Genomic DNA, 21,075 nt, shown 5'->3' with positions numbered 1-21,075 from the left:
TCGCTCACGGAAGCGTGATCACCGCGATTGTGCCAACACCCTCATGGCTATCAAGCTCAAGCGTGCCGCCATGGGCCGCGACCAATTGATGGGCAAGCCTGATGCCAAGACCCGTCCCCTCGCCCGGCTCATCGCTCTCCGGCAAAGCGCCCATCAACCGCTCCAACTGCTCACGCGGCATCCCGCGCCCATCATCGCGTATGATGATCCGACCGCGCCAATCGTCATCGCGTGCCGGTTTCGGAAGCTCAATGGTGATCTTGCCACCGTTAGGCGTGCCCGCAATCGCATTGTCGATAAGGTTGCCAACCGCGCGACCCAGCTGACGCGGATCAGCCTCGACCACGCGCCCTCGCCTGCCTTTTAGGTCCAGGCCCAACCTCGCTTTGACTATTGCGGTTTCACGCTCTCGCACCAGCGATGTCAGGAATGGCAACAGGTCGACATCCTCCTTAGTGATCGGCATCAGACCCGCTTCGGTTTGGGAAAGGTCGAGCACGTTTTCGACCTGCTCGGTCAGACGCGCGACCGATTTAATGATGGCATCGACATACTCACCGGCCTGCTCACCCATGTCGCCTGCGGCTCCACTGGCGAGAAGTTCGGCAAAACCACCGATGGTGGTGAGTGGCGTACGGAATTCGTAGGACATATTGGCAAGGAAGCGCGCTTTCACCGCATCAGCCTCCTCCAAAGCGATCGCCCGTTCGCGCAGAGCCTGTTCTGCCTTTTGTGAGTCGGTGATGTCGAGCACAGTCAGGAGGCCGTTTCCATCAGGCAAAGGCACACCGGCAAAGCGCAGGGTTCGACCGTCAGCGAGCGCCAATTGGCCCTCTTTCTCGCGCCGATCAAGCGTCGCTGCTCGTACCACAGCGCCGATTGCTTCGCTCTCGGACGGGGTCTCAAGATTGGTCCCGATAGCCGCCAAAAGCTCTTCAGCACTGGGGTGGGTATCAAGGAAATTACCTGAAAGCCCCCAGGTCCCTGCAAAGCTGCGGTTCCACAATTGGACAGAACCATCGGGCGCAAATATGGCAAGCGCTTCAAACAGGCTGTCGAGTGTGGCGGTGCGTGTTCGCAAAAGCGTGTCGCGCGTTGCCGACAGAGCAAGCTGTTCAGTGCGGTCCTCTGCGATCATGACCAGCCCACCATCAGGCATAGGCTGTGCGACGATCCGCAAATGCATGCCCCCTGGCAACGGCCAATATTCCTCTAGAGTTTCAGCCGCATCGAACCATGCACGATGCTCTTCGCGCCACTCGGGGAAGTCGCGCACTTCCGGTGTCTGCCCCCGTTCACGCGCGTCGGCGAGAAGGCGATCAAATGCAAGCTTGCCTTCGAGCACGTCGTTTGAAAGTCCGAACAGCCGCCGGAAAGGTCGGTTGGCGAAACTCAGAGCCTCGTCAGCGCCAAACTGAGCGACGCCGACGGAGAGCTGATCAAGCATTGCACGCTGCGCATCGCGGAAAGCGCGGAAGTTGCGCGCCAGCTGCTGTCGCTCTTCAACATCGATGGCATATCCTGCAACGCCGTCCTCGCCCAAGGGTAGATCCGTGACCCGCATAGAGCGTCGCTCACCGTCGATGGTGACACCGTCCACTCGGTCAATCTGCTCTTTACCCTCAAAGACGCCACGCGCAATCTGTGCCGGCGATTGGCCATCACGCGCTTCGAGCAATTCGATCTGGCCCTCGATCACGGCCTCAAGGCTGTCCGCACCCACTGCTTCGACGTAGGCCTTATTAGCCAGCCTCAACTTCATCTCAGGATCGCGGATCCACATCGGAATGGGTGCCGAGGCGATAAGCCCACTCAAGGCGGCAAAGTCGGACTTTGCGATGCTCGCTTCGGTGCGAAGACGGGCCAGCTCGCTTTCGCTGGTGGTGAAATCGAATACCCAGACAATAGCAGCGCCTCCAGGTGAGACCTGCGGATCGGCAAGCGATCCTTCCAAGGAAAGGCTTCGCTGAGAACCAGACGGTGTAATGGTCACGGAAAAGGGCGACGCGCTCTTCTGGGTGGCGCGCACCTTGTGCCACAACTCCTCAACCTGCGGTTTCGACAGCCCCTCGCCCGAAGCGCCTTCGAGCTCAGAAAGATAGGCAGGAATCTTCTCAAGCCCCAACCAGCGCGCCAAGCGCTCGGGCGCTTCGATCCGGCCATCCGTGCGCACCAACAAGGGAACCGCTGGGGCAACGTCGACCAGATGCTGCATCCGCTTGAGCGAGGTTTGCAGAGCCTTGGTACGCTGAGTCTTGGCGGAAGCACGCAGCATCAGCACCGCTGCAGCCACTGTCCACGCAGCAAGCAAGAGTGCAATCACTATCAATGCTGTCAACGAGACTTCCATAGGTCTCAGCTATGCGGGTGCGACGCGGGTTGCAACGGGCAAGGCATGCAAAAGCCCCCGGAAACACACAAGCTAGCGCATGTGAGCGTCCGAGGGCTCTGAATTTCGGGCATAATGCCCTGTTGAATCGCTCTAATAGCGGTAGTGATCCGGCTTGAATGGACCTTCTTTCGGCACACCGATGTAATCAGCTTGTGTCTGGCTCAGCTGAGACAGTTGCACGCCGAGCTTTTCGAGGTGAAGCGCCGCCACTTTCTCATCCAAATGCTTGGGCAGCACGTAAACGTCGTTCTCATACTCGTCCGACTTGGTGAACAGCTCGATCTGAGCCAGCGTCTGGTTGGTGAAGCTTGCACTCATCACAAAGCTTGGGTGGCCGGTTGCACAGCCCAGGTTCACCAGACGACCTTTGGCAAGGATCAGAAGGCTGTTGCCGTCAGGCATGGTCACCATGTCGGTGCCCTCTTTGATTTCTTTCCAATCGTAATTGTCGAGCGCAGAGATTTGAATCTCGCTATCGAAGTGACCGATGTTGCACACAATCGCCATGTTTTTCATGTTCTTCATGTGCTCGCCGGTGATCACGTCTTCATTGCCGGTAGCCGTTACGAAGATGTCAGCGCGCTTGGTGGCTTCTTCCATGGACACAACTTCGTAGCCGTCCATTGCCGCCTGAAGAGCGCAGATCGGATCGATTTCGGTGACCATTACGCGAGCGCCGCCGTCGCGAAGCGATGCGGCAGAACCCTTGCCCACATCACCATAGCCAGCAACACAAGCGACTTTACCAGCAAGCATCACGTCGGTTGCGCGGCGGATTGCGTCAACGAGGCTTTCCTTACAACCATAGAGGTTGTCGAACTTCGACTTAGTGACGCTGTCGTTGACGTTGATCGCTGGGAACGGAAGCTTGCCCTGCTTGGCGATCTGATAAAGGCGCATAACACCGGTGGTTGTCTCTTCAGAAACGCCCTTGATGTTCTGAACGCTCTTGGTGAGGTAACCAGGCTTTGCTTTGACGTATGCTTTCAGCGCACGCTGGAATTCAATCTCTTCAGCATTGGCCGGAGCAGGCAGTTCTTCGCCCGCTTCGATTCGTGCTCCCCAAAGAGCAAACATGGTGGCATCGCCGCCATCATCAAGGATGATATTGGCAGTGAGATCGGGATCGGTGTCAGTCGACCAATCGAAGATACGGCCAACGTAGTCCCAATAATCGGCGAGCGTCTCACCCTTGATCGCGAACACAGGGATGCCTTGGTCAGCGATAGCAGCCGCCGCGTGGTCTTGGGTCGAGAAGATGTTGCAGGTTGCCCAACGTACTTCGGCACCAAGAGCCACGAGTGTCTCAATGAGAACTGCGGTCTGGATCGTCATGTGGAGCGATCCAGTGATACGCGCGCCTTTCAGCGGCTGAGCTGCGCCATACTCCTCGCGCAGAGCCATAAGGCCCGGCATTTCGGTTTCGGCAATTGCGATCTCATCACGGCCAAATTCGGCAAGTGCAATGTCCTTGATCACATATTCATGAGTGAGAGCTGCTGTGGCCATGGGCCATCTCCTGTTGTTGGTTGGAGGGCCCTGTTTGAAAATTGCATTGGCCCGGTTTCTGGGCGCGCTCATAGCCGCCCATTACCGTTGGGGCAATCACTATATAAAGTTTTCTTTATATCTTGATATGCCTCTGTCGCATGCTCTCACTATTCCCACCGATTACGGGCGTTGTTCCCATTCCGCCGTCATATTGTAGCTGATTTGCAGGTCGTCGTTTTGTGCCACCTGTGGTGTCGGCTCTGTTTGGGGCCGTGACGCGCTGAGCAGGTAACGCGCATTTACTGCAAGGTCTGCCGCATCGGGGCTCTGCGAAAGATCGCGTGTCACCTGTTGCAGCTCCGCGCAGGTAAGCCATGGGTGTCCATCACCATAGGAATTGGCAATCTTGACCCCCATCCGATCGAGCGCCCGCGCCGGGTTTTTCTCACCATAGCTTGCTGCAAAAGTGCGCTTCAGAGTCCGACTGGCCGCATTCAAATCGTTCAAATGCTTGGCCGAAAAGCGGTGGTAGTCGCCCTGGAAATCGTGCGGTCCCTTGCGGCAACGCAACGCAGTCACCATCAGCATGATGTCCAGACTACGAAGAGAATGTGCGTTCTCAAATCCGCTGTCCGCTTGTGCAGGAACAGCGGCAAAAGCCGTCCCAAGAGCCACTGCAATAACGGTGCTCGTTGATTTTATCGCGTTCCAGAGTCCCCGATCCAGCGCGGTTTCATTGTCGATTTTCATGCGTGTCCCCAAAAGCCAAAGTGTTCCACCACGCCCTTAAGCTTCGCTCAGCGAGTTTACGCGAACTTCAACATCTTGAGTTAAGGGATTTAAACCAAGCATCCCTCTGATAAAATCGGACATTGTGACCAAGCCTTAAGACCCTATATCGGTCGAGAAACCGCTGCATCAGGCGCAGCTAGGTACGAGTCCACATGTCCCTGAGGAGATTACGATGACGATTTCGGTTGGCGATAAAGTGCCAGACGTGAACATGGTGAAAGCCACCGCTAAAGGCCCGCAGCCTGTCAAAGCTTCCGAGTATTTTGCTGGCAAGAAAGTGGCATTATTCTCTGTACCCGGCGCATTCACCCCGACTTGCTCGGCCAAGCACCTCCCTGGCTTTGTTGAGAAGGCCGAAGACCTCAAAGCCAAAGGCGTTGACGAGATTGTCGGCACTGCGGTCAACGATGCCTTCGTGATGGGCGCATGGAACGATGCCGCTGGCTCAGGCGATATCACCATGCTCGCAGACGGCAATGGCGAGTTTGTAGAAGCCGTTGGCCTAACCATGGACGGTTCAGGCTTTGGCTTGGGTAAGCGCGGCCAACGTTTCTCGATGGTGATCGAAGACGGCACGGTGACCCAGCTTAATGTCGAAGCACCAGGCGACTTCAAAGTCTCCAGCGCAGAGCATATGCTCGGCCAAATGTGATATAATTTGGGCGCGTGGCGGGCAGGCGTTACTCCCCGTCGCGCGCTATTCTGCCGGCAACGCGTAAGTCACAGTTGACTGCGCCGCGATTTTCGCGGTGTCGTCCTGCCAAAGTCGCACATCAACCGTGGCCAATCGACGGCCAAGCTTGATCAATTGCGCATCGGCATAGAAGTCGCGTGCTTCGACAGCGCGAAGAAAGCTCATATTGAGATTGCTGGTGACCGCCATCGGGACGATCCCGATATGGGCGAGGATCACCGCATAGGCTGCGCGGTCAACCACCCCCATTTGCGTTGGACCCGACACTATGCCCCCGGGACGCAACATGTTCTCTTCAACGGACTGTCGCAGTCGGACAAAGCCGGGCTCAATAGTCTCAATCTCATGAGTCGAAGGATCGAGGCTTGGGAAGGCCCGAGCGAAAAACTCAGCCAATTCTGCAGTCGAAAGGACAGGGGTAAGCGATGAAGCAGTCATGGCCCGCCCCCCTAGCGACAAATTACCGCAAGCTCAAAAGCCCATCAGGCTGAGGACTTCCTTCCGGCTCGCCGGGTCTTCTAGAAAGCATCCCATCATACGGCTGGTAAGCATTTCCACCTCATGCACCTTCACACCGCGACCGGTCATGCAGCCATGCTCTGCCTCAATCACAACCGCCACACCGCGTGGATCAAGATTGTTCCAAATGCACTCTGCAACCTCAGCGGTCAGGCGCTCTTGAACCTGCAGGCGGTTGGCATATCCGTGAAGCACGCGGGCAAGCTTAGAGATGCCGACGATCTTTTTGTGAGGAAGATAGGCAATATGCGCCTTGCCCGTGATCGGAGCCATGTGATGTTCGCAGTGCGATTGGAACGGAATGTCCTTAAGAAGAACGATCTCGTCATAACCGCCCACCTCTTCAAAGATGCGGGCCAAATGGATCGAAGGATCTTCCTGATTGCCGCGGCAATATTCAAGCCATGCACGACCGACCCGCTTGGGTGTGTCGAGCAGGCCTTCGCGGTCCGGATCATCACCGGCCCAGCGCAGGAGTGTGCGGATCGCGTCCTGCACATCTTCTGGTACATCAGGTTTGTTCAACGGATTCTCCGGGTCAAATTCGCCGTGACTGTGGCTGTGCATTCTATTCATAGCATTACCTCTCTGTTGCCGCATCGCGACATATTCCTGGCAAGCAAAAAGGCCCGGTGATGGCCCGTTAACTTTCCTTCCGTGATCCCAAGGGTAAAAATCGCTTCATGCTCAAATAGTTCCGTGCAAAATTTGCACCTATTGAGGCGATGGTTTGATCGCAGACCTGATAGTCTGCCCCTGGCGAGCAATATAGGAGAGAATTCTGAGATTGCACGCAATTCGGGGCAAGCCATGCAATTCAGCGCTAACGGGATCGACCCAAACCAAAAAAGCCCACCCTTGTTTGAAAGGGTGGGCTTTTTTGGCGCGCCAGGAAGGATTCGAACCTCCGGCCGCCTGATTCGTAGTCAGGTACTCTATCCAGCTGAGCTACTGGCGCGCGGTAGGAGGCGGCACATAAGGGGGCATGGCGCGCTTGGCAATCCCCTGCAGCCGCAATTTTCCGCTCTAGTCCTTTTTTTCGGACATTTGGCCAAACAATCGTGACGCTAGGTGCTCATCAAGCGGTGGTTTTCGAAGTTCAGCGATCTCTTGCATGCTGAACCAGCCCACTTCTTCGCCCTCCAATGCCTCTGGTGAACCCATCCAATTGGCGATTGTGTAAAGCAATATGACAATCGGACGCGCACCCGGACTGCGTTTTTCTTCGGCGAAACCAACGGGCGTGCAATGTGCTGGATCAACGACAATGCCGAGCTCCTCATGAAGCTCACGCACCAAAGATTCCGCTGGAAGTTCAGGTGCTTCAACCTTACCACCCGGAAACTCCCAGAGGCCGCCATGCGCCTTTTCTAGAGGCCGCTGATGCATAAGCCATTTGCCATCTGAACCCGCCAAAGCGCCGGCCACAACCCAGATCGGTCCATCACTCATGTCGGATTTTTTTCCACCTTTGACCGCTGCATTAGGCATTTCTTAATGGGTTAGGTCGATCTTCAGCAATGTCAGAAGCGTATTAACGGGTGACATCATGAAATTGACGAAATTCCTCAAGCACATTGGAAACGACAATTCTGGCGCCACAGCCGTCGAATACGGGCTGATCGTGAGCCTGATCGTAATTGCCATGATCGGTGCGTTGCAAAGCGTTGCAACTGTCACCGATGAATCATGGGATCTCGTTCAGGAACGCTCAGTGGAAGCAATGGAGGGCAGTTAACCAGTTCGAAAGGTTCCGAGTTAGGAATTTTTCAATTGCTCGCCTTGTATTCCACGAATCGTCTGAATGGCACTGACCATGAAGGCAACGGGTACCGAAGACCAAAACCAGGAGACTAAAAATGACTTTCATCAACAAACTCGCTCGTGACGAAGCTGGTGCAACTGCAATTGAGTACGGCCTTATCGCTGCTCTGATCGCTGTTGCTGCTATCACTGCTATGGGTGCTCTGGGCGGTACGCTCACCAACACCTTCACTGAAGTTCAGACTGAAATGCAAGCTGGCATCGACGGCTAAGCTTCCAAAGTCTTAGACTTTCGAAAAAGAGAGCGGCGGGGTTTTCCCCGCCGCTTTTCTTTTGTGTGATCGAGAATTAGCCGCAAGGTGCCCGGGGCAATAGCCTCTGTCAGCGCGCGCGAACCACTAGCTTTACACGCTGACCAGCACGCAGAGTATCGCTCCGACCAAGTCCATTGAGCACGCGGAAGCGTTCTTCCTGTGCATTCTCATATGCCATCCTCCGGGCTAGTCCCGAAATCGTGTCACCTCTCTGAACCGTGACGACGTCCAAACGGCGCGGAATCACCTGAGCAGCCTCGTTGGCGCTGATTCTCCGCATTGATTGGAACATCGATCCGAACGGATTCGCACGGCCGGCGGGTGTTATCGTTGCGAAGTGATAGGCGCGATCGCGCGCAAACTCATAGGCAAAGACGGTCACATCAACCTGCGAATTGCCATTGTTAACTCGCACCTGACCATAGACCGCCGACAAGCCATTGACTGTGGTGCGGTCAAGCGTCTGCGGCTCAAGCCTGTTATCCTCTCCGCCGAGGCTTGCGAATTGTTGTCTTACATAGCTCGCCAAATCGCCCGAATAGCTCGCGAGAGTAAGCTGCCCCTGCCCGCCCTGGCCATTGATGCTGACTGCACGCGTGGAGTTGACCATGTAATACCCCTGCGGCGCGGTAAAGCTTAGACGCAGCTCAGGATGAATGAATCGGCTTCCTTCAATCACTCCTTGAGAAGGGTCATCCCCGTATATCAATCCATCGATCCGCGCGAGGAAGGTGTCGCGATTCGTGACAGTTCCCGGTAGATCTTTCGACGCAGTGAGAGCGCGTTGAACTCGACTCGCAGGCTCCGGGTGCGTCGATGCCCAGGCGGGTACGCTTGCATTACGCCCTTGAAGCCGAGCATCGAGCGAGTTTTGAGCTGCGAGACTCGCCAGCACGGTGCCCATCGCGTCGGGATCATAGCCAGCACTCGTCAGATACTGGATACCCAAATCATCAGCCTGTGTCTCTTGAGAGCGCGAAAACCTGAGGGTGAGAAGCTGCGAACCTTGCAAGAACCCGCGCGATACGGTGTTGCCAATCGAGCTGTCACCAAGCAGCACCCCAGAAAGCACCGCGCCGAGCATTCCGCCGATCTGGTTGCGCTGTGCCCGTTGCTGGCGCCTTTGAGAGTGCCGCGCGGCGACATGGCCAACTTCATGCCCCAGAACAGCAGCAAGCTCTGCCTCATTATTCATGAGAGTGACCAGCTGCCGTGTGGTGTAGATATAACCGCCAGGTACGGCAAAAGCGTTGTTCACGGGCGAATTGAGTAGGCTCACGGTAAAGCTCTCGCGTGCATTTCCGAGGCCCGACTGCACCGCGATATTCTTACCGATCTGCTCGACATATTGCGCTTGGCTGCCGCTCATCGCGCCGCCGAATTGATTGAGCAATTGCGGGTGGAATTCAGCGCCCTGCTGCGCCTCACTTGTGGTGATCGGGGTGGAGGCCGATGGGATTTCGCCGCCTCCCATGCATCCTGTCAGAGCAAGCGCAAGCGTCGCCGTGCCTGCCAATCCGATTTTGCGCCAAGTGTTGGCCATCGTGTCTCTCCCGCCTTCGAACAACCCCTTGGAATGAACGATAGAGGGAAAGCAGCGTCACGAGCAAGCCCTGCTCAGATGAATTGAAGTGTTCAGCCGCCAAGTTCAAGGAATCGCTTTTCACGCAATTCCAGGATCGCCGCACTATCCATTTTACCAAGCTTATCAAGCTCTTCACCAATAGCCTTGCCAAGCGTGATCGCCATGCCTTGCGGATCACGATGCGCGCCGCCGATAGGTTCTTTTACAATTCTGTCGATCACACCGAGCCGCTTTAAATGCTGAGCAGTGATCTTCATCGCCTGCGCAGCATCGGCCGCCTTGTCTGACGTGCGCCAAAGAATCGATGCGCAACCCTCGGGCGAGATTACCGAATAGACAGCATGCTCCAGCATGAGCACGCGCTCAGCGCTGGCCAAGGCGACCGCTCCGCCTGAGCCGCCTTCGCCCACGATGACCGACACCATCGGTGTGGGAAGCCCAAGGCACGCTTCGGTTGAGCGAGCGATCGCTTCTGCCTGACCACGTTCTTCGGCTTCAATGCCTGGAAACGCGCCAGATGTGTCAACAAGTGTGACAACTGGCAGACCAAAACGGCCCGCGAGTTCCATAAGGCGGATTGCCTTGCGATAGCCCTCTGGTTTTCCCATGCCGAAATTGTGCTTGATGCGGGACTGGGTGTCGTGGCCTTTTTCATGGCCGACGACCATCACGCGCCGGTCCCCCAGCTTGGCGAACCCGCCCAAGATCGCCTCATCATCGGCGAAGTTACGGTCCCCGCCCAGCGGTATGAAATCGGTGAAAGCATGTTCAATGTAGTCGCGAAAATGCGGGCGCTGCGGATGGCGTGCCACTTGCGTTTTCTGCCACGGCGTCAACGAGGCATAGGTCGAGGCGAGAAGCTCGCCGCTTTTGACCTCAAGCCGCTCAATCTCAGATGCCACATCGACACCTTCATCACTCTCCAGCGCGCGCATCTCCTTGATCCGCAGCTCGAGGCTTGCAACCGGCTTTTCAAATTCGAGGTAAGAAATCATGGCTCCCGCGCTAGTCCTTAGCGTCGCGCCGGGCAAGAGGGTGGCGCGAGTTTACCAACTCTACCAACCGGGCGGCATCGACATGAGTGTATATCTGCGTAGTCGCGATATCGGCATGACCAAGAAGCGTCTGAAGAACTCGCAAGTCTGCCCCGCCCTCCAGAAGATGGGTGGCAAAAGCATGTCGCAAGACATGCGGAGAAATGCCAGTAGGATCGAGATCAGCCCTTGCCGCAAGTTCTTTCAGAAGCTGAAAAAGCCGGATACGTGACAGATGCTTGCCGCCTCTTGAAGGGAAGAGAAAACGCGATTTTGAATCGCCAGGCCTTATCTCCAACCAGACTGTAATCGCCTCTTTGGCCCGTTCGCTAACCGGCACCATGCGCGCCTGCCCCCCTTTACCCATCACTGTCAGAAGCGGCGCGTCGCGGGGAACTGCGCTCAACGGCAGGCTCACCAGCTCAGTCGCACGGAGGCCTGATCCATAAAGCAATTCGAGCAGCGCCAATTGCCTGACGGCAGCTGGCCTGCCGCTGCCTGCCTCCAATTCAGCACGGGCGAACAGAGCATCGACCGCCTCGTGGCTTAAGACCTTGGGAAGCGGACGACGGGCGCGTGGCGCTGGTAAAGCGCCCGAAGGATCATCTTCGCGCCAGCCTTCCTCAAGCGCAAATCCGAAGAATTGGCGCAGCGCAGAAGTCTTGCGAGCAATCGTTGAAGGGGCCAGATCGCTCCATGCCCCCGCCAGCTTGGCAACAGAGGCACGCGGCGCTTTCGCAAGATCTCCCAGAAGCTCTTCGGCGCCATCAAGGTCACGAGTGTATGCCGCAAGAGTATTGGTCGAAGCCCCTCGCTCGGCTGCGAGCATATCGAGAAAGTCCCTTGTCGCATCGGACATGGGCTATCTCACCCGCGCGCGACCGCCTCTGCGGCGATCATCCGGGCTTCGGCCTCAAGCCCAACTTCATTGAGCGCTGAGACTAGGTGATAAAGATGCAGCGGGGTCATCTGGCTCCAGCTTTCGCCCTGCATGCCAAGCCCAGCAAGCAGTGCGACCAAGGCAGTATTCTCCACCTCTGCGGCACGAGTGATCATTCGAGTCCATCGAGTCTGGCGGGAGAAATCCACGCCCACCTGCGCGCCATAGCCCGTCATATCACCACTTGGCAGACGGCCAAGCCCGCCCAAACCTGCAATCAGGAAGCCAGATTTTCGTGCCTCGTCGCTGTCATCATTGCTCAGAAATCCGTCCATGCCGGTGATACTAACGGTGTCGCCATCGGGATCTGCGAGAGCCAAGAGGCCCCAAGCCAGTGAACCTTCTTCAACCACGGGGTTCCACGCTAGGGCATCGCGGTCGAGGCCAGCGGTCAGCATCGAGCCGATCAGCGTCGGCGCGTCTGACAATGCTTGAGTCGAAGGCGGAATACGCGCCGCAGCATAGGCGGTGAGGACCTGTCCCCCAAAACTGCTACCCTCTTCGCCCCAGAGGTCGCGCATCGCGCTGATCCGAGCTGCTGGATCAGGCACAACATAGGCGTCTCTCAGTCGAGTGGCGCGCTGTGCCGCCTCTCCGCGCAGCCCCTCATTATTGTAAAGCTCGCTGTAGAGCCCAATCAATGCACTAGACGAGAAGACCCCCCGCGATGCGGCGTATTCGGCATAGTCGATACGTTGCGCCAATGGTACTGAGGCCGATGTGGCCCCTGCCAAACGATAGTAGGATCCTGAGCGGCCATCCAAGGCGGTGGACAGAATAGTGTCCGGGATCGCTTCGCCCACGGCATTTGCCAGTGAGAAGCGCCAAGGCGTGATTGCATCAACCCCGTCCCACTCGACGGTGGTTCCACCGCGCCCTCGGCCCGCTGCCCCGGCAAAACGCTGTGCCAGCAAGAGGTCGATCTCAGGCGCGATCTCCTCGTTCTGGGCCGAATTAAGCTGGCGCGAGGCAAGCGCTCCCTCCCCAGCATAGGCATTGCAGATCGCAGAGAGCATCACCCATTGCGGATCGTCAGGTTTCGATTCTTGGAACCTGACCGCTGGACATGCCCCCACAATATCACTCGCGCCGATGTAGGCGATCAGCGCTTCCTGTGTGATCGCTGCATTCCAATTGCCCGTGTCGATATCCTGCACAATCGCGCGAGCGAGAGCAAACTCGCCGATCGAATTGAGCACGCCTGCTCTTAAGGCAGCAAACTCGACCGGGTTCATTCCCTCTGGTGCTGCATAGCGACTAACAAGAGCGCGGCGGACCATGATGTGCCCCCAGCGCGAAACCAGCGGCCCTTTGGTGCCAGTAAGGATGGCGCGGACAAGGTTTTGCGGCTGTCTGGCAAGCGAATTGGTCGGCAAACCGCCTTCGGACGGCGCCAGCACACCCACCTGCGCCAAGGAACGGCGCGCAGCTGGCGGAATATCATATTGCGGCTTTAGCCCGAGCAAATCGTCGAGTTCGTCAGTTGAGAGCTCTTCCAATTCTTCGATGCTCGGCAGTCCTGAAAGCTCCTCTGCAGAAAGCTGAGGCACGTCTGGCAGTGGACCAGATTGTGGGACGCTGCCCGGCAGCACTGGTGCAGCTGGCGCAACGCCAGGCGCCACCGGGGCTATAGGCGCAACGGCCGGATCAGCCGTGGGCTGAGGAGCCGTAGCGGGCGCCGGTGTCGGATCGTCAAAGCCAGGCGGCAGCAGTGATTCCGGAGCATCTTGCGCGCTGGCAAAACCGGCCAGCGACACGCCAGCGATTGCGCCTGCGACAGCGAGAGCTGCTACGCCTGCGGACAAGCGCTTCATGGCTGTGACTCCGTCTGAGAAGGAAGCGAAACTGTTTGAACTATCGGGTGCAGCGGTTCTTCACCACCATCAACATAGGCTAGCGTGAGCACCACAAGGAGCGCTCCCATAGCATAAAACGCATACCGCCGTATTGCCGAACCCACAGGCGCAGAGAGGGAGGAGCTAGACATTTGTGATCGCGGATCGGTGTACACAGGAACCTTGATTGCTTTGTCAGACATATTGCGCGCGCTCTACCCCAAGTCTAGGCCCAGAAGGAATAGGGAAGTTGAAACACGAAGATTCTGGGTCTGGGATGAGCGAGCACAAAGGGATGGACACGGGCCTGGCCGCCCGATTGGCTGAACGCATTACCCAGCCTATCGTCTTGGTTGGTCTGATGGGCGTGGGCAAATCCACCGTCGGCCGCAGGCTAGCTGAGATGCTGGGCCGCGACTTTGTTGATGCTGATGAGGCAATCGAGGAAGCAGCACAACGTTCAATCTCAGAGATATTCGAAGAGCATGGCGAGGCCTATTTTCGCGACGGTGAACGCCGCGTGATTGGCCGGTTGATGGAGGAAAGCGCGGGCGTGATTGCCACCGGTGGTGGTGCCTTTGTCGATCCCGAAACACGCAAGCTTATCCTGGAAAAGGCCATTGCAGTGTGGATCCACTCCGACATTGACACGCTGGTTGAACGCACGTCCCGGCGCAACACACGCCCTCTGTTAAAGGACGGCAATCACAGAGAAATTCTGACTCGTCTGTTTAATGAACGTGAGCCTTTCTACAGTCAGGCACAGATCAAAGTGACTAGCAAAGACGCCCCGCATGCTGAAACGGCTTGCGCGATTATTGAGGCAATTGACCAATGGCTGTGAATTCTGTCGAAACCATCCCCGTTGAATTGGGTGGCCGATCTTACGACGTAGTGGTGGGCGAAGGGTTGTTAGACGAAATCGCGTCTCTCGCGGCGCCTTTCCTCAAAACCTACAACAATCGACCGGTCCCCATCGTGGCTGATACCAATGCCAAGAGGCATCATGGTGCCCGGATTGAAGCATCTCTTTCGTCTGCCGGGTTTGAAGCGACCTGGTATGATGTTACCCCCGGAGAGGCCTCGAAGAGTTGGGAGAGCCTTGAGCAGCTTACCGATTGGCTGCTCAATCTTGGCATCACGCGCTCGGACCACATTTTTGCGCTCGGTGGCGGAGTTGTCGGTGATCTTGTGGGTTTTGCCTCAGCCATTCTCAAACGCGGATGCGGCTTTGTGCAATTGCCGACCACTTTGCTTTCGCAGGTCGACAGTTCAGTGGGCGGCAAGACCGCGATCAACACAAGCGCTGGCAAGAATATGATCGGAGCATTCCATCAGCCATCGCTGGTACTGGCCGACACAACATCGCTGGGCTCCCTGCCCGACCGTGAAATGCGTGCGGGCTATGCCGAAGTCATCAAATATGGGCTTTTGGGCGATGCCGAGTTTTTCGCCTGGCTCGAAGACAACGGCGCGGATGTTCTAGCCAGAGAAGCAGAGCAGCTCGAATACGCCATCGCCACCAGCATTCGCGCCAAAGCGCGAATCGTTGCCGAGGACGAGCGCGAGACTTCAGGTGTTCGCGCACTCCTGAATCTGGGTCACACTTTCGGTCATGCCTTGGAGGCGGAGACAGGCTTTTCGGATCGACTATTGCACGGTGAAGCGGTGGCGCTCGGCATGGTGCTGGCAGCGCGGTATTCGGCTAGGCGAGGAGAAATGTTGGGCCAAGATGCGAACCGTGCCGCCATTGCAATCGGCGCATCGGGCTTGCCCGCCGAAATCTCCGATCTCGCCCTCGCTTGCGATGGTCAGACCCTGGTCGATCATATGCGCCACGACAAGAAAATGGAGGGTTCAGGCACTCTCCCCTTCCTCCTTTTGAAAGGCCTTGGCGAGGCGTATCTCGCCCGCGATGTCGAGCTTAATGATGTGGCCAAGTTCTTGGATGAGGAGCTGGCATGACCCGCTTTATCGATCTGTCGATCCCCATCACAAATGATGTCATCTCTGACCCCGAGGTCATGCGTCCCAAAGTCACTTACATGACCCATGAGGACACGTGGCAGCAAATCGCCATGTTCTTCCCCGGGCTCGAAAAGGACGATCTGCCCGATGGTGAAGGCTGGGCGGTCGAGATGCTCGAGCTTTCCACCCACAACGGCACCCATATGGACGCGCCTTGGCATTATCACTCGACCACAGACGCTGGCGCAGCTCCTGCCCCAAGCATCGACGAAGCCCCTCTCGACCGGTTTTTGAGGCCCGGTGTAAAGCTCGACTTCTCCCATTTGCCCAACGGTCATGTGGTGGGCGCGGCTGAGCTGGAAGAGGCTTTCGCCAAGATCGACTACGATCTCCAACCGCTTGATATCGTTCTCATTCAATCAGGCGCCGTCTACGGCACTGATAACTTCACCGACCAAGGTGTCGGCCTTGGTGCTGAAGCGACGCTCTGGCTAACCCAACGTGGCGTCGAGGTCGTTGGCACCGATGCCTGGAGCTGGGATGCACCTTTCAGCCATACGGCAAAACGCTGGGCGGAAAATCGAGATCCGCAAATCATCTGGGAGGGCCACAAGGCGGGTCGCATTCGGCCTTATTACCAGATCGAAAAGCTCACCAATCTTGAAAGTCTGCCTGCGCATGGCTTTACCTTCAGCTGCTTCCCGGTGAAGATCGAACGCGCCAGCGCCGGATGGATCCGAGCTGTCGCAATGATTGAAGAGTAAAACGAGCGATGAACGGTCAAGTGATCATCCTCAACGGCGTGAGCAGCTCTGGCAAAACCACGCTTGCCAAGGCCATCCAGAAATACGGGCAGGACATCTGGCTGCACGTTGCGATGGACACATTCATGGCGATGCTGCCCGACGGCAAAGAGTTTGAACGCGAGTGGTTCCCCATGACTGAGGTCGAGCGCGTTGGAGAAAAGCTTCCGCAGATCGGCAATGGTCCGAGCGGCGAAAACCTTCTGACCCAGATGCGCCAGTTGGTTGAACGCATGGCAGAGGCCGGGTTCAATGTCATCGTTGACGAAGTCGCTGATGGACTTGCCATCGCCGATTACCGGCGTCGGCTTGGCACTTCATGCCTTGTCGTCAAAGTCGACGCCCCGCTCTCCGAACTCGAGCGCAGAGAGCGCGAACGAGGCGATCGGCTGATTGGTCTCGCGCGCGAGCAATCACCGCGCATTCACGCGGGCATCGAATACGATTTGGAAGTGGACACACACTCAGAAACGCCCGACGCGTTGGCGCGCCGTGTCCTGGAGAGCATATCCTAGCTCGCTGGACGCGGCAGTTTCGTAACTTTGCTGGAAGTGTCCTCGCTCGACTCTTCGGCTTCCATCATCGCGTCATGCTCCGCAAAAAGCCGCTCGATCTCAGCACGCTTTTCCAAGAGCGTTTGAGCGATCCCGGGAGCCAAACTCTCGCCATCGCCGATTTGTCCGAGCAATCCAGCAATATCGCTCACCGTCGCCTCGCGGCCAGTTTTGAAGAACTGGCCTCGTCGGTCGAAATATCCAGTGCCCTTTCGTGCCACGACATAATCCCTTCAGTTTTTCCGCACGGTATAATCCCGAGTCGGAGATTGGATGATTCAACAATCGCATGAAGAGTGCCAGAACAACTGTGTAAAATTACATCAAATGACCTATTAAGGAACAACTGCTAGCGAAAAGTTTCCAGCAAGCCTTAGCTTATGTCTTTGGCACGAAGCTTGGTTGTCGTTAACGCCGAAAGCTATTCGAGCTCCAAGATGACTGCATCCACTGCAAGACTCTCGCCTTCTGCGGCGTTAACCTTTGCAATAACCGCTTCTTTTTCAGCACGAAGAATGTTTTCCATTTTCATCGCTTCAACCGTTGCCAGCGGCTGTCCGGGCTGAACCGTTTCGCCTTCGCTCACATGCAGCTTTACCAACATGCCAGGCATTGGGCAGATGAGCATTTTGGAAAGGTCAGGCGGCTGTTTCTCGATCATATGCCCTTCGTGGGCAGTAAGACGAGCAGGCAGCACCAAAGCCTGATGTGAAGCGCCGCGTGTGGTGATGCGCCAGCGTACGCCATCGCGTTCCACTTGGATCACCATTTCATTATCGCCAGTGACGTTTGCAAAGGTCTGACCCACGCTCCAATCCCAGGTGCCGTTCAACCGAACACCATCGACGGTAGCGCCGCCTTCTTCGAGCATCACGTCAAAGCTTTGGCTGCCGATCTTGACCATCCAATGCGATGGCGGATTGCCGACACCAGCGAGTTTTCCAGAGATCTTGCCCGCCCGCACTTGAGTGTCGAACTCGGCCCCCGCGAAGAGCGCGGCCAATTGACGCAAGTGCTCATCGCTCGCAGGGGCTCCTGTGAATCCTTCGGGATACTCCTCAGCAATAAAGCCCGTCGTGAGTTCTCCCGAACGGAACCGCTCATGCTGCATGATTGCGCTTAGGAAATCGACGTTGTGACCAAGCCCTTTAATGCGGAAACTATCAAGCGCTTCGATCTGAAGGTCAGCAGCCTCTTCGCGTGTTGGGGCCCACGTGATGAGCTTTGCGATCATTGGATCGTAGAACATCGATACCTCGCCGCCTTCAAAGACGCCGTCATCGACGCGCACGCTGCCATTACCACGCGCCACACCGCGGCGCGGCTTTCCAGCGACTTCACCATCGTCGCTCCAGCCTTCGATCGAGGGCGAATACTCAATTAGGCGACCGGTTGACGGTAAGAACCCGCGATAGGGGTCTTCGGCATAGACGCGGTTCTCAATCGACCAACCGTCAATGCCAATGTCGTCCTGCGTCATCTCAAGCTTCTCACCCGCTGCCACCCGGATCATCTGCTCTACCAGATCGACACCCGTGATCGCTTCGGTCACCGGATGCTCCACCTGAAGGCGCGTATTCATTTCAAGGAAGTAGAAGCTCTCCCCGGTCTTATCCGCACCTGAGACAATCAGCTCGACCGTACCAGCGGAATGGTAATCCACCGCCTTGGAAAGAGCGACACATTGCTCGCCCATGGCTTTGCGCATTTTCTCTGTGACAAAGGGCGACGGAGCCTCTTCGACAACCTTTTGGTGGCGACGCTGGATCGAGCATTCCCGCTCGTTCAGATAGAGCGTGTTGCCATGCTTATCGCCGAGGATCTGGATTTCGATATGGCGCGGGTTCTCGATGAATTTCTCAATGAAAACACGGTCATCGCCAAAGGAATTAAGGCCTTCGCGCTTCGTGGCTTCAAACCCTTCGCGCACGTCTTTCTCAGACCACGCCAGCCGCATACCCTTGCCCCCGCCGCCAGCGGAAGCCTTCATCATTACAGGGTAGCCAATATCATCGGAAATCTCGACCGCATGATCGGTGTCGCGGATTTCTCCGACGAAGCCGGGGACGACGTTGACGCCCGCCTCTTTGGCGAGCTTCTTCGATTCAATCTTATCGCCCATTGCGGCGATTGCGCCTGCTGGCGGGCCGATAAAGGCGATGTTCTCTGCCTCAAGCGCTTCCACAAAGCTCGCGCGCTCTGAGAGGAAGCCGTATCCAGGGTGCACTGCCTCAGCGCCAGTTTCCTTACACGCCGCGATGATCTTTTCAGGGATCAAATAGCTTTCCGCCGCAGGCGAGGCACCGATATGCACCGCTTCGTCCGCCATACGCACAAATGGCGCATTACGATCCGCGTCGGAATACACCGCAACCGTCGCAATCCCCATCTTGCGAGCGGTCTGAAACACACGGCAAGCGATCTCGCCGCGATTGGCCACCAGTATCTTTGAAAACATATCAGCCTTTGAAATTCATCTCTCTTGAACGTCCGCATAGCCGATTAACGCCTCCGCGTAAGCCCCCACACCGCGTCTTTCGCTCTCACCCCTTACGAGAGTGCCAACCGCCTCAGCCAAAGACTCAAGATTTGTAGCGTTCAGTGCCTTCAACGGTTCCACATAAATCCCGATTGTGAAGAGAATTGCGCCGGTTTGCGGGAGGCGGCGAAGGGTTTGCCTCTCTGAGCGAACAAACAGCGCGTCCCCCGCATTCTCGGCAGTCACATGGGCAAACTGCTCTTGCGGTCCACCGGCTGCGAGCCAACGGCGGTCACCGGTCGCAGCAATAAACCAATTGCAGCGACCGTAGATTGCGCCGGGTTTGAGCGTCTCCATAAAGCGGTCCACCCCGGTCGCGAGTTGTTCCTCATACCCGGCAATCGGAGCATGAAGCGCTCGCAAGGGGAGGCCAATTTTTTCCTTGGGATGCCAGTCCGAAGGCCAAGCCACCGCAGCTCCGATCAGCCGATATTGGTCGTCACCCACCGCCTTGGTGAGCAGGCACATATCTTCGTGAGATGCGAGAGCCGCCTCACAAAGCCCGCCTTCTATACCAAGCATTTGCGCCAATTCCTGGCCCGGAGCATCCTCCGCTGGAGTAAGCTGCACACCCCCAGGCCAGTCAGCGAAGCCTTGTGCCCTTGCTCCAAGGTTGGGATCAGGCTGAAGCCATTCAGCCTCGCTCAACCGATTGAGCCCCATCCGTAATTGCCCTCCCCCACGCGCGTTGGGGAGGAGGGCATTGACGGAGAAACCGAGGGTCATCCTATTCCGCCGGTTCTGCCTGCTTGCATGCCCGCGCGGGTTCTTCCTGTTGTAGAGCTGTCAGGCCCAGTTTCGCGAACAAAGCGCCATCGCTGTCGTCGCCTGCATTCGGCGCGGTCAGTAATTTGTCGCCGGTGAAGATCGAGTTTGCCCCTGCAAGGAAGCACAGAGCCTGCGTCGCCTCTGACATGCTCTCGCGGCCAGCGGACAGGCGCACCATCGACATCGGCATAGTGATCCGCGCCACCGCTACCGTGCGCACAAACTCAATATCGTCAATCTTGGCCATTGGCGTATCAGCGAGCATATCTCCCAGAACCGTGCCCTTCACCGGGACCAAAGCGTTCACCGGAACACTCTCGGGGTGCTCCTCTAAAGTCGCGAGCGTATGAACAAAGCCCACTCGGTCCTCGCGCGTTTCGCCCATGCCGATGATACCGCCAGAGCACACATTGATCCCGGCACCGCGCACATGATCCAGTGTATCAAGACGGCTTTGGAAATCGCGGGTTGAGATTACGCGCTCGTAATATTCGGGTGAGGAATCAATGTTGTGATTGTAGTAATCGAGCCCTGCTTCGGCCAGCATGTCGGCTTGATGCGGCTCCAACATGCCAAGGGTCATGCAGGTCTCCAGACCCATATCGCGCACGCCTTTCACGACCTCGACAAGCGCGGGCATGTCGCGGTCTTTGGGATTGCGCCAAGCCGCTCCCATGCAGAACCTTTGCGAACCTTGATCTTTGGCTTGGGCTGCGCGTTGCAACACTGCTTGCACATCCATCAGCTTGGTCGCTTCGACGCCGCTGTCCGCCTTCACCGACTGCGAGCAATAGCCGCAATCTTCCGGGCAACCGCCGGTCTTGATGCTGAGCAGCGTGCAAAGCTGGATCTGCTCGGGCGGGTGGTTTTCCCGGTGCACGCTGGCCGCTTGGAAAAGCAGCTCGGTGAACGGGAGGTTGAAGAGGTCCGCGATCTCTTCGCGGGTCCAATCGTTGCGGATGGGGGTCACTTCTTTCAAAACTCCGTACGCCCTGAGCCTGTCGAAGGGCCGTTTTTCATTGGGTCCGTTGCTCGAAGGAAGAGCGGTGCTTCGACAGGCTCAGCACGAACGGCTAATTTGGC

21 protein-coding genes and 1 tRNA gene are annotated in these 21,075 nt (G+C 57.0%); 7 read left to right on the top strand and 15 right to left on the bottom strand.

Going from position 1 to position 21,075, the window contains the following annotated elements:
• Positions 1-4 precede the first annotated feature (4 nt).
• From Q0778_RS00635 to Q0778_RS00625, 3 genes are all read right to left on the bottom strand, one after another.
• Positions 5-2,350 carry a PAS domain-containing sensor histidine kinase gene (locus Q0778_RS00635; protein ID WP_298333286.1) on the bottom strand — a complete coding sequence of 782 codons (2,346 nt, stop codon included), beginning with the start codon at positions 2,348-2,350 and terminating at the stop codon, positions 5-7.
• A 132-nt stretch (positions 2,351-2,482) separates the two neighbouring features.
• Positions 2,483-3,901, bottom strand: a complete 1,419-nt coding sequence (ahcY, locus tag Q0778_RS00630; protein WP_298333284.1) for an adenosylhomocysteinase — start codon at positions 3,899-3,901, stop codon at positions 2,483-2,485.
• Positions 3,902-4,063: 162 nt separating this feature from the next.
• On the bottom strand, positions 4,064-4,633 hold the full coding sequence (locus Q0778_RS00625; RefSeq protein ID WP_298302937.1) for an S-adenosyl-L-homocysteine hydrolase: 570 nt from the start codon (positions 4,631-4,633) through the stop codon (positions 4,064-4,066).
• A 214-nt stretch (positions 4,634-4,847) separates the two neighbouring features.
• Here Q0778_RS00625 and Q0778_RS00620 point away from each other — a divergent pair, with 214 nt between their 5' ends.
• A complete protein-coding gene (locus Q0778_RS00620; protein WP_298333282.1) occupies positions 4,848-5,327 on the top strand; it encodes a peroxiredoxin in 480 nt (159 codons plus the stop codon).
• Positions 5,328-5,372: 45 nt separating this feature from the next.
• On the opposite strand, the gene Q0778_RS00615 is transcribed toward Q0778_RS00620, so the two are convergent.
• From Q0778_RS00615 to Q0778_RS00600, 4 genes are all read right to left on the bottom strand, one after another.
• Complete coding sequence (locus tag Q0778_RS00615; protein ID WP_298302929.1) at positions 5,373-5,807, bottom strand: PaaI family thioesterase; 435 nt, start codon at positions 5,805-5,807, stop codon at positions 5,373-5,375.
• 33 nt (positions 5,808-5,840) lie between these two features.
• Positions 5,841-6,464 (bottom strand): GTP cyclohydrolase I FolE, encoded by a 624-nt coding sequence (gene folE / locus Q0778_RS00610; RefSeq protein WP_298333280.1) that lies wholly within the window; start codon positions 6,462-6,464, stop codon positions 5,841-5,843.
• A 305-nt stretch (positions 6,465-6,769) separates the two neighbouring features.
• Positions 6,770-6,846: transfer RNA gene (locus Q0778_RS00605), tRNA-Arg, on the bottom strand.
• A 68-nt stretch (positions 6,847-6,914) separates the two neighbouring features.
• Positions 6,915-7,340: a (deoxy)nucleoside triphosphate pyrophosphohydrolase gene (locus Q0778_RS00600; protein WP_298333278.1), complete on the bottom strand. Its 426-nt coding sequence runs from the start codon at positions 7,338-7,340 to the stop codon at positions 6,915-6,917.
• A gap of 97 nt (positions 7,341-7,437) precedes the next feature.
• Here Q0778_RS00600 and Q0778_RS00595 point away from each other — a divergent pair, with 97 nt between their 5' ends.
• Together Q0778_RS00595 and Q0778_RS00590 are read left to right on the top strand one after the other, a co-directional pair.
• Positions 7,438-7,626 carry a Flp family type IVb pilin gene (locus Q0778_RS00595; RefSeq protein ID WP_298302919.1) on the top strand — a complete coding sequence of 63 codons (189 nt, stop codon included), beginning with the start codon at positions 7,438-7,440 and terminating at the stop codon, positions 7,624-7,626.
• A gap of 121 nt (positions 7,627-7,747) precedes the next feature.
• On the top strand, positions 7,748-7,924 hold the full coding sequence (locus Q0778_RS00590) for a Flp family type IVb pilin (RefSeq protein WP_298302917.1): 177 nt from the start codon (positions 7,748-7,750) through the stop codon (positions 7,922-7,924).
• A gap of 109 nt (positions 7,925-8,033) precedes the next feature.
• Here Q0778_RS00590 and Q0778_RS00585 read toward each other — a convergent pair whose 3' ends face one another.
• The 4 genes from Q0778_RS00585 to Q0778_RS00570 all read right to left on the bottom strand — a co-directional run bounded on the left by Q0778_RS00585 (position 8,034) and on the right by Q0778_RS00570 (position 13,339).
• Complete coding sequence (locus Q0778_RS00585) at positions 8,034-9,509, bottom strand: M48 family metalloprotease (RefSeq protein ID WP_298333277.1); 1,476 nt, start codon at positions 9,507-9,509, stop codon at positions 8,034-8,036.
• 92 nt (positions 9,510-9,601) lie between these two features.
• On the bottom strand, positions 9,602-10,546 hold the full coding sequence (locus Q0778_RS00580) for an acetyl-CoA carboxylase carboxyltransferase subunit alpha (RefSeq protein ID WP_298302911.1): 945 nt from the start codon (positions 10,544-10,546) through the stop codon (positions 9,602-9,604).
• Between the two features lie 10 nt (positions 10,547-10,556).
• Positions 10,557-11,444 carry a tyrosine recombinase gene (locus Q0778_RS00575; RefSeq protein ID WP_298333275.1) on the bottom strand — a complete coding sequence of 296 codons (888 nt, stop codon included), beginning with the start codon at positions 11,442-11,444 and terminating at the stop codon, positions 10,557-10,559.
• Between the two features lie 8 nt (positions 11,445-11,452).
• A complete protein-coding gene (locus tag Q0778_RS00570; protein WP_298333273.1) occupies positions 11,453-13,339 on the bottom strand; it encodes a hypothetical protein in 1,887 nt (628 codons plus the stop codon).
• A gap of 298 nt (positions 13,340-13,637) precedes the next feature.
• Between Q0778_RS00570 and Q0778_RS00565 the strand changes: the two genes are divergently transcribed.
• Genes Q0778_RS00565 through Q0778_RS00550 form a run of 4 tightly spaced genes read left to right on the top strand, consistent with a single transcriptional unit; the run spans position 13,638 to position 16,646 of the window.
• Positions 13,638-14,204, top strand: coding sequence for a shikimate kinase (locus tag Q0778_RS00565; RefSeq protein WP_298302902.1), 567 nt, complete (start codon positions 13,638-13,640; stop codon positions 14,202-14,204).
• Positions 14,195-15,325 (top strand): 3-dehydroquinate synthase, encoded by a 1,131-nt coding sequence (aroB, locus tag Q0778_RS00560; RefSeq protein ID WP_298333271.1) that lies wholly within the window; start codon positions 14,195-14,197, stop codon positions 15,323-15,325. Before Q0778_RS00565 ends, aroB begins: the two co-directional genes overlap by 10 nt.
• Positions 15,322-16,092: a cyclase family protein gene (locus Q0778_RS00555; RefSeq protein ID WP_298302895.1), complete on the top strand. Its 771-nt coding sequence runs from the start codon at positions 15,322-15,324 to the stop codon at positions 16,090-16,092. Before aroB ends, Q0778_RS00555 begins: the two co-directional genes overlap by 4 nt.
• 8 nt (positions 16,093-16,100) lie before the next feature.
• Positions 16,101-16,646, top strand: a complete 546-nt coding sequence (locus Q0778_RS00550; RefSeq protein WP_298333269.1) for an AAA family ATPase — start codon at positions 16,101-16,103, stop codon at positions 16,644-16,646.
• On the opposite strand, the gene Q0778_RS00545 is transcribed toward Q0778_RS00550, so the two are convergent.
• From Q0778_RS00545 to bioB, 4 genes are all read right to left on the bottom strand, one after another.
• Positions 16,643-16,906 carry a hypothetical protein gene (locus Q0778_RS00545; RefSeq protein ID WP_298302888.1) on the bottom strand — a complete coding sequence of 88 codons (264 nt, stop codon included), beginning with the start codon at positions 16,904-16,906 and terminating at the stop codon, positions 16,643-16,645. The two genes, Q0778_RS00550 and Q0778_RS00545, sit on opposite strands and share 4 nt — an antisense overlap.
• Before the next feature lie 200 nt (positions 16,907-17,106).
• Complete coding sequence (locus Q0778_RS00540) at positions 17,107-19,143, bottom strand: acetyl/propionyl/methylcrotonyl-CoA carboxylase subunit alpha (protein WP_298302882.1); 2,037 nt, start codon at positions 19,141-19,143, stop codon at positions 17,107-17,109.
• 15 nt (positions 19,144-19,158) lie between these two features.
• The gene (locus Q0778_RS00535; protein ID WP_298333267.1) at positions 19,159-19,950 is read right to left on the bottom strand and encodes a DUF3445 domain-containing protein; all 792 of its coding nucleotides are present in this window, start codon (positions 19,948-19,950) and stop codon (positions 19,159-19,161) included.
• 1 nt (position 19,951) lies between these two features.
• Positions 19,952-20,962 carry a biotin synthase BioB gene (bioB, locus tag Q0778_RS00530; protein WP_298333265.1) on the bottom strand — a complete coding sequence of 337 codons (1,011 nt, stop codon included), beginning with the start codon at positions 20,960-20,962 and terminating at the stop codon, positions 19,952-19,954.
• Positions 20,963-21,075: the final 113 nt, after the last annotated feature.

This window comes from uncultured Erythrobacter sp., from assembly GCF_947502395.1.
In the GTDB taxonomy this organism is placed as follows: domain Bacteria; phylum Pseudomonadota; class Alphaproteobacteria; order Sphingomonadales; family Sphingomonadaceae; genus Erythrobacter.
The sequence above is the reverse complement of the archived record's forward strand: the minus strand, read 5'-3'. Positions and strand labels throughout refer to the sequence as shown.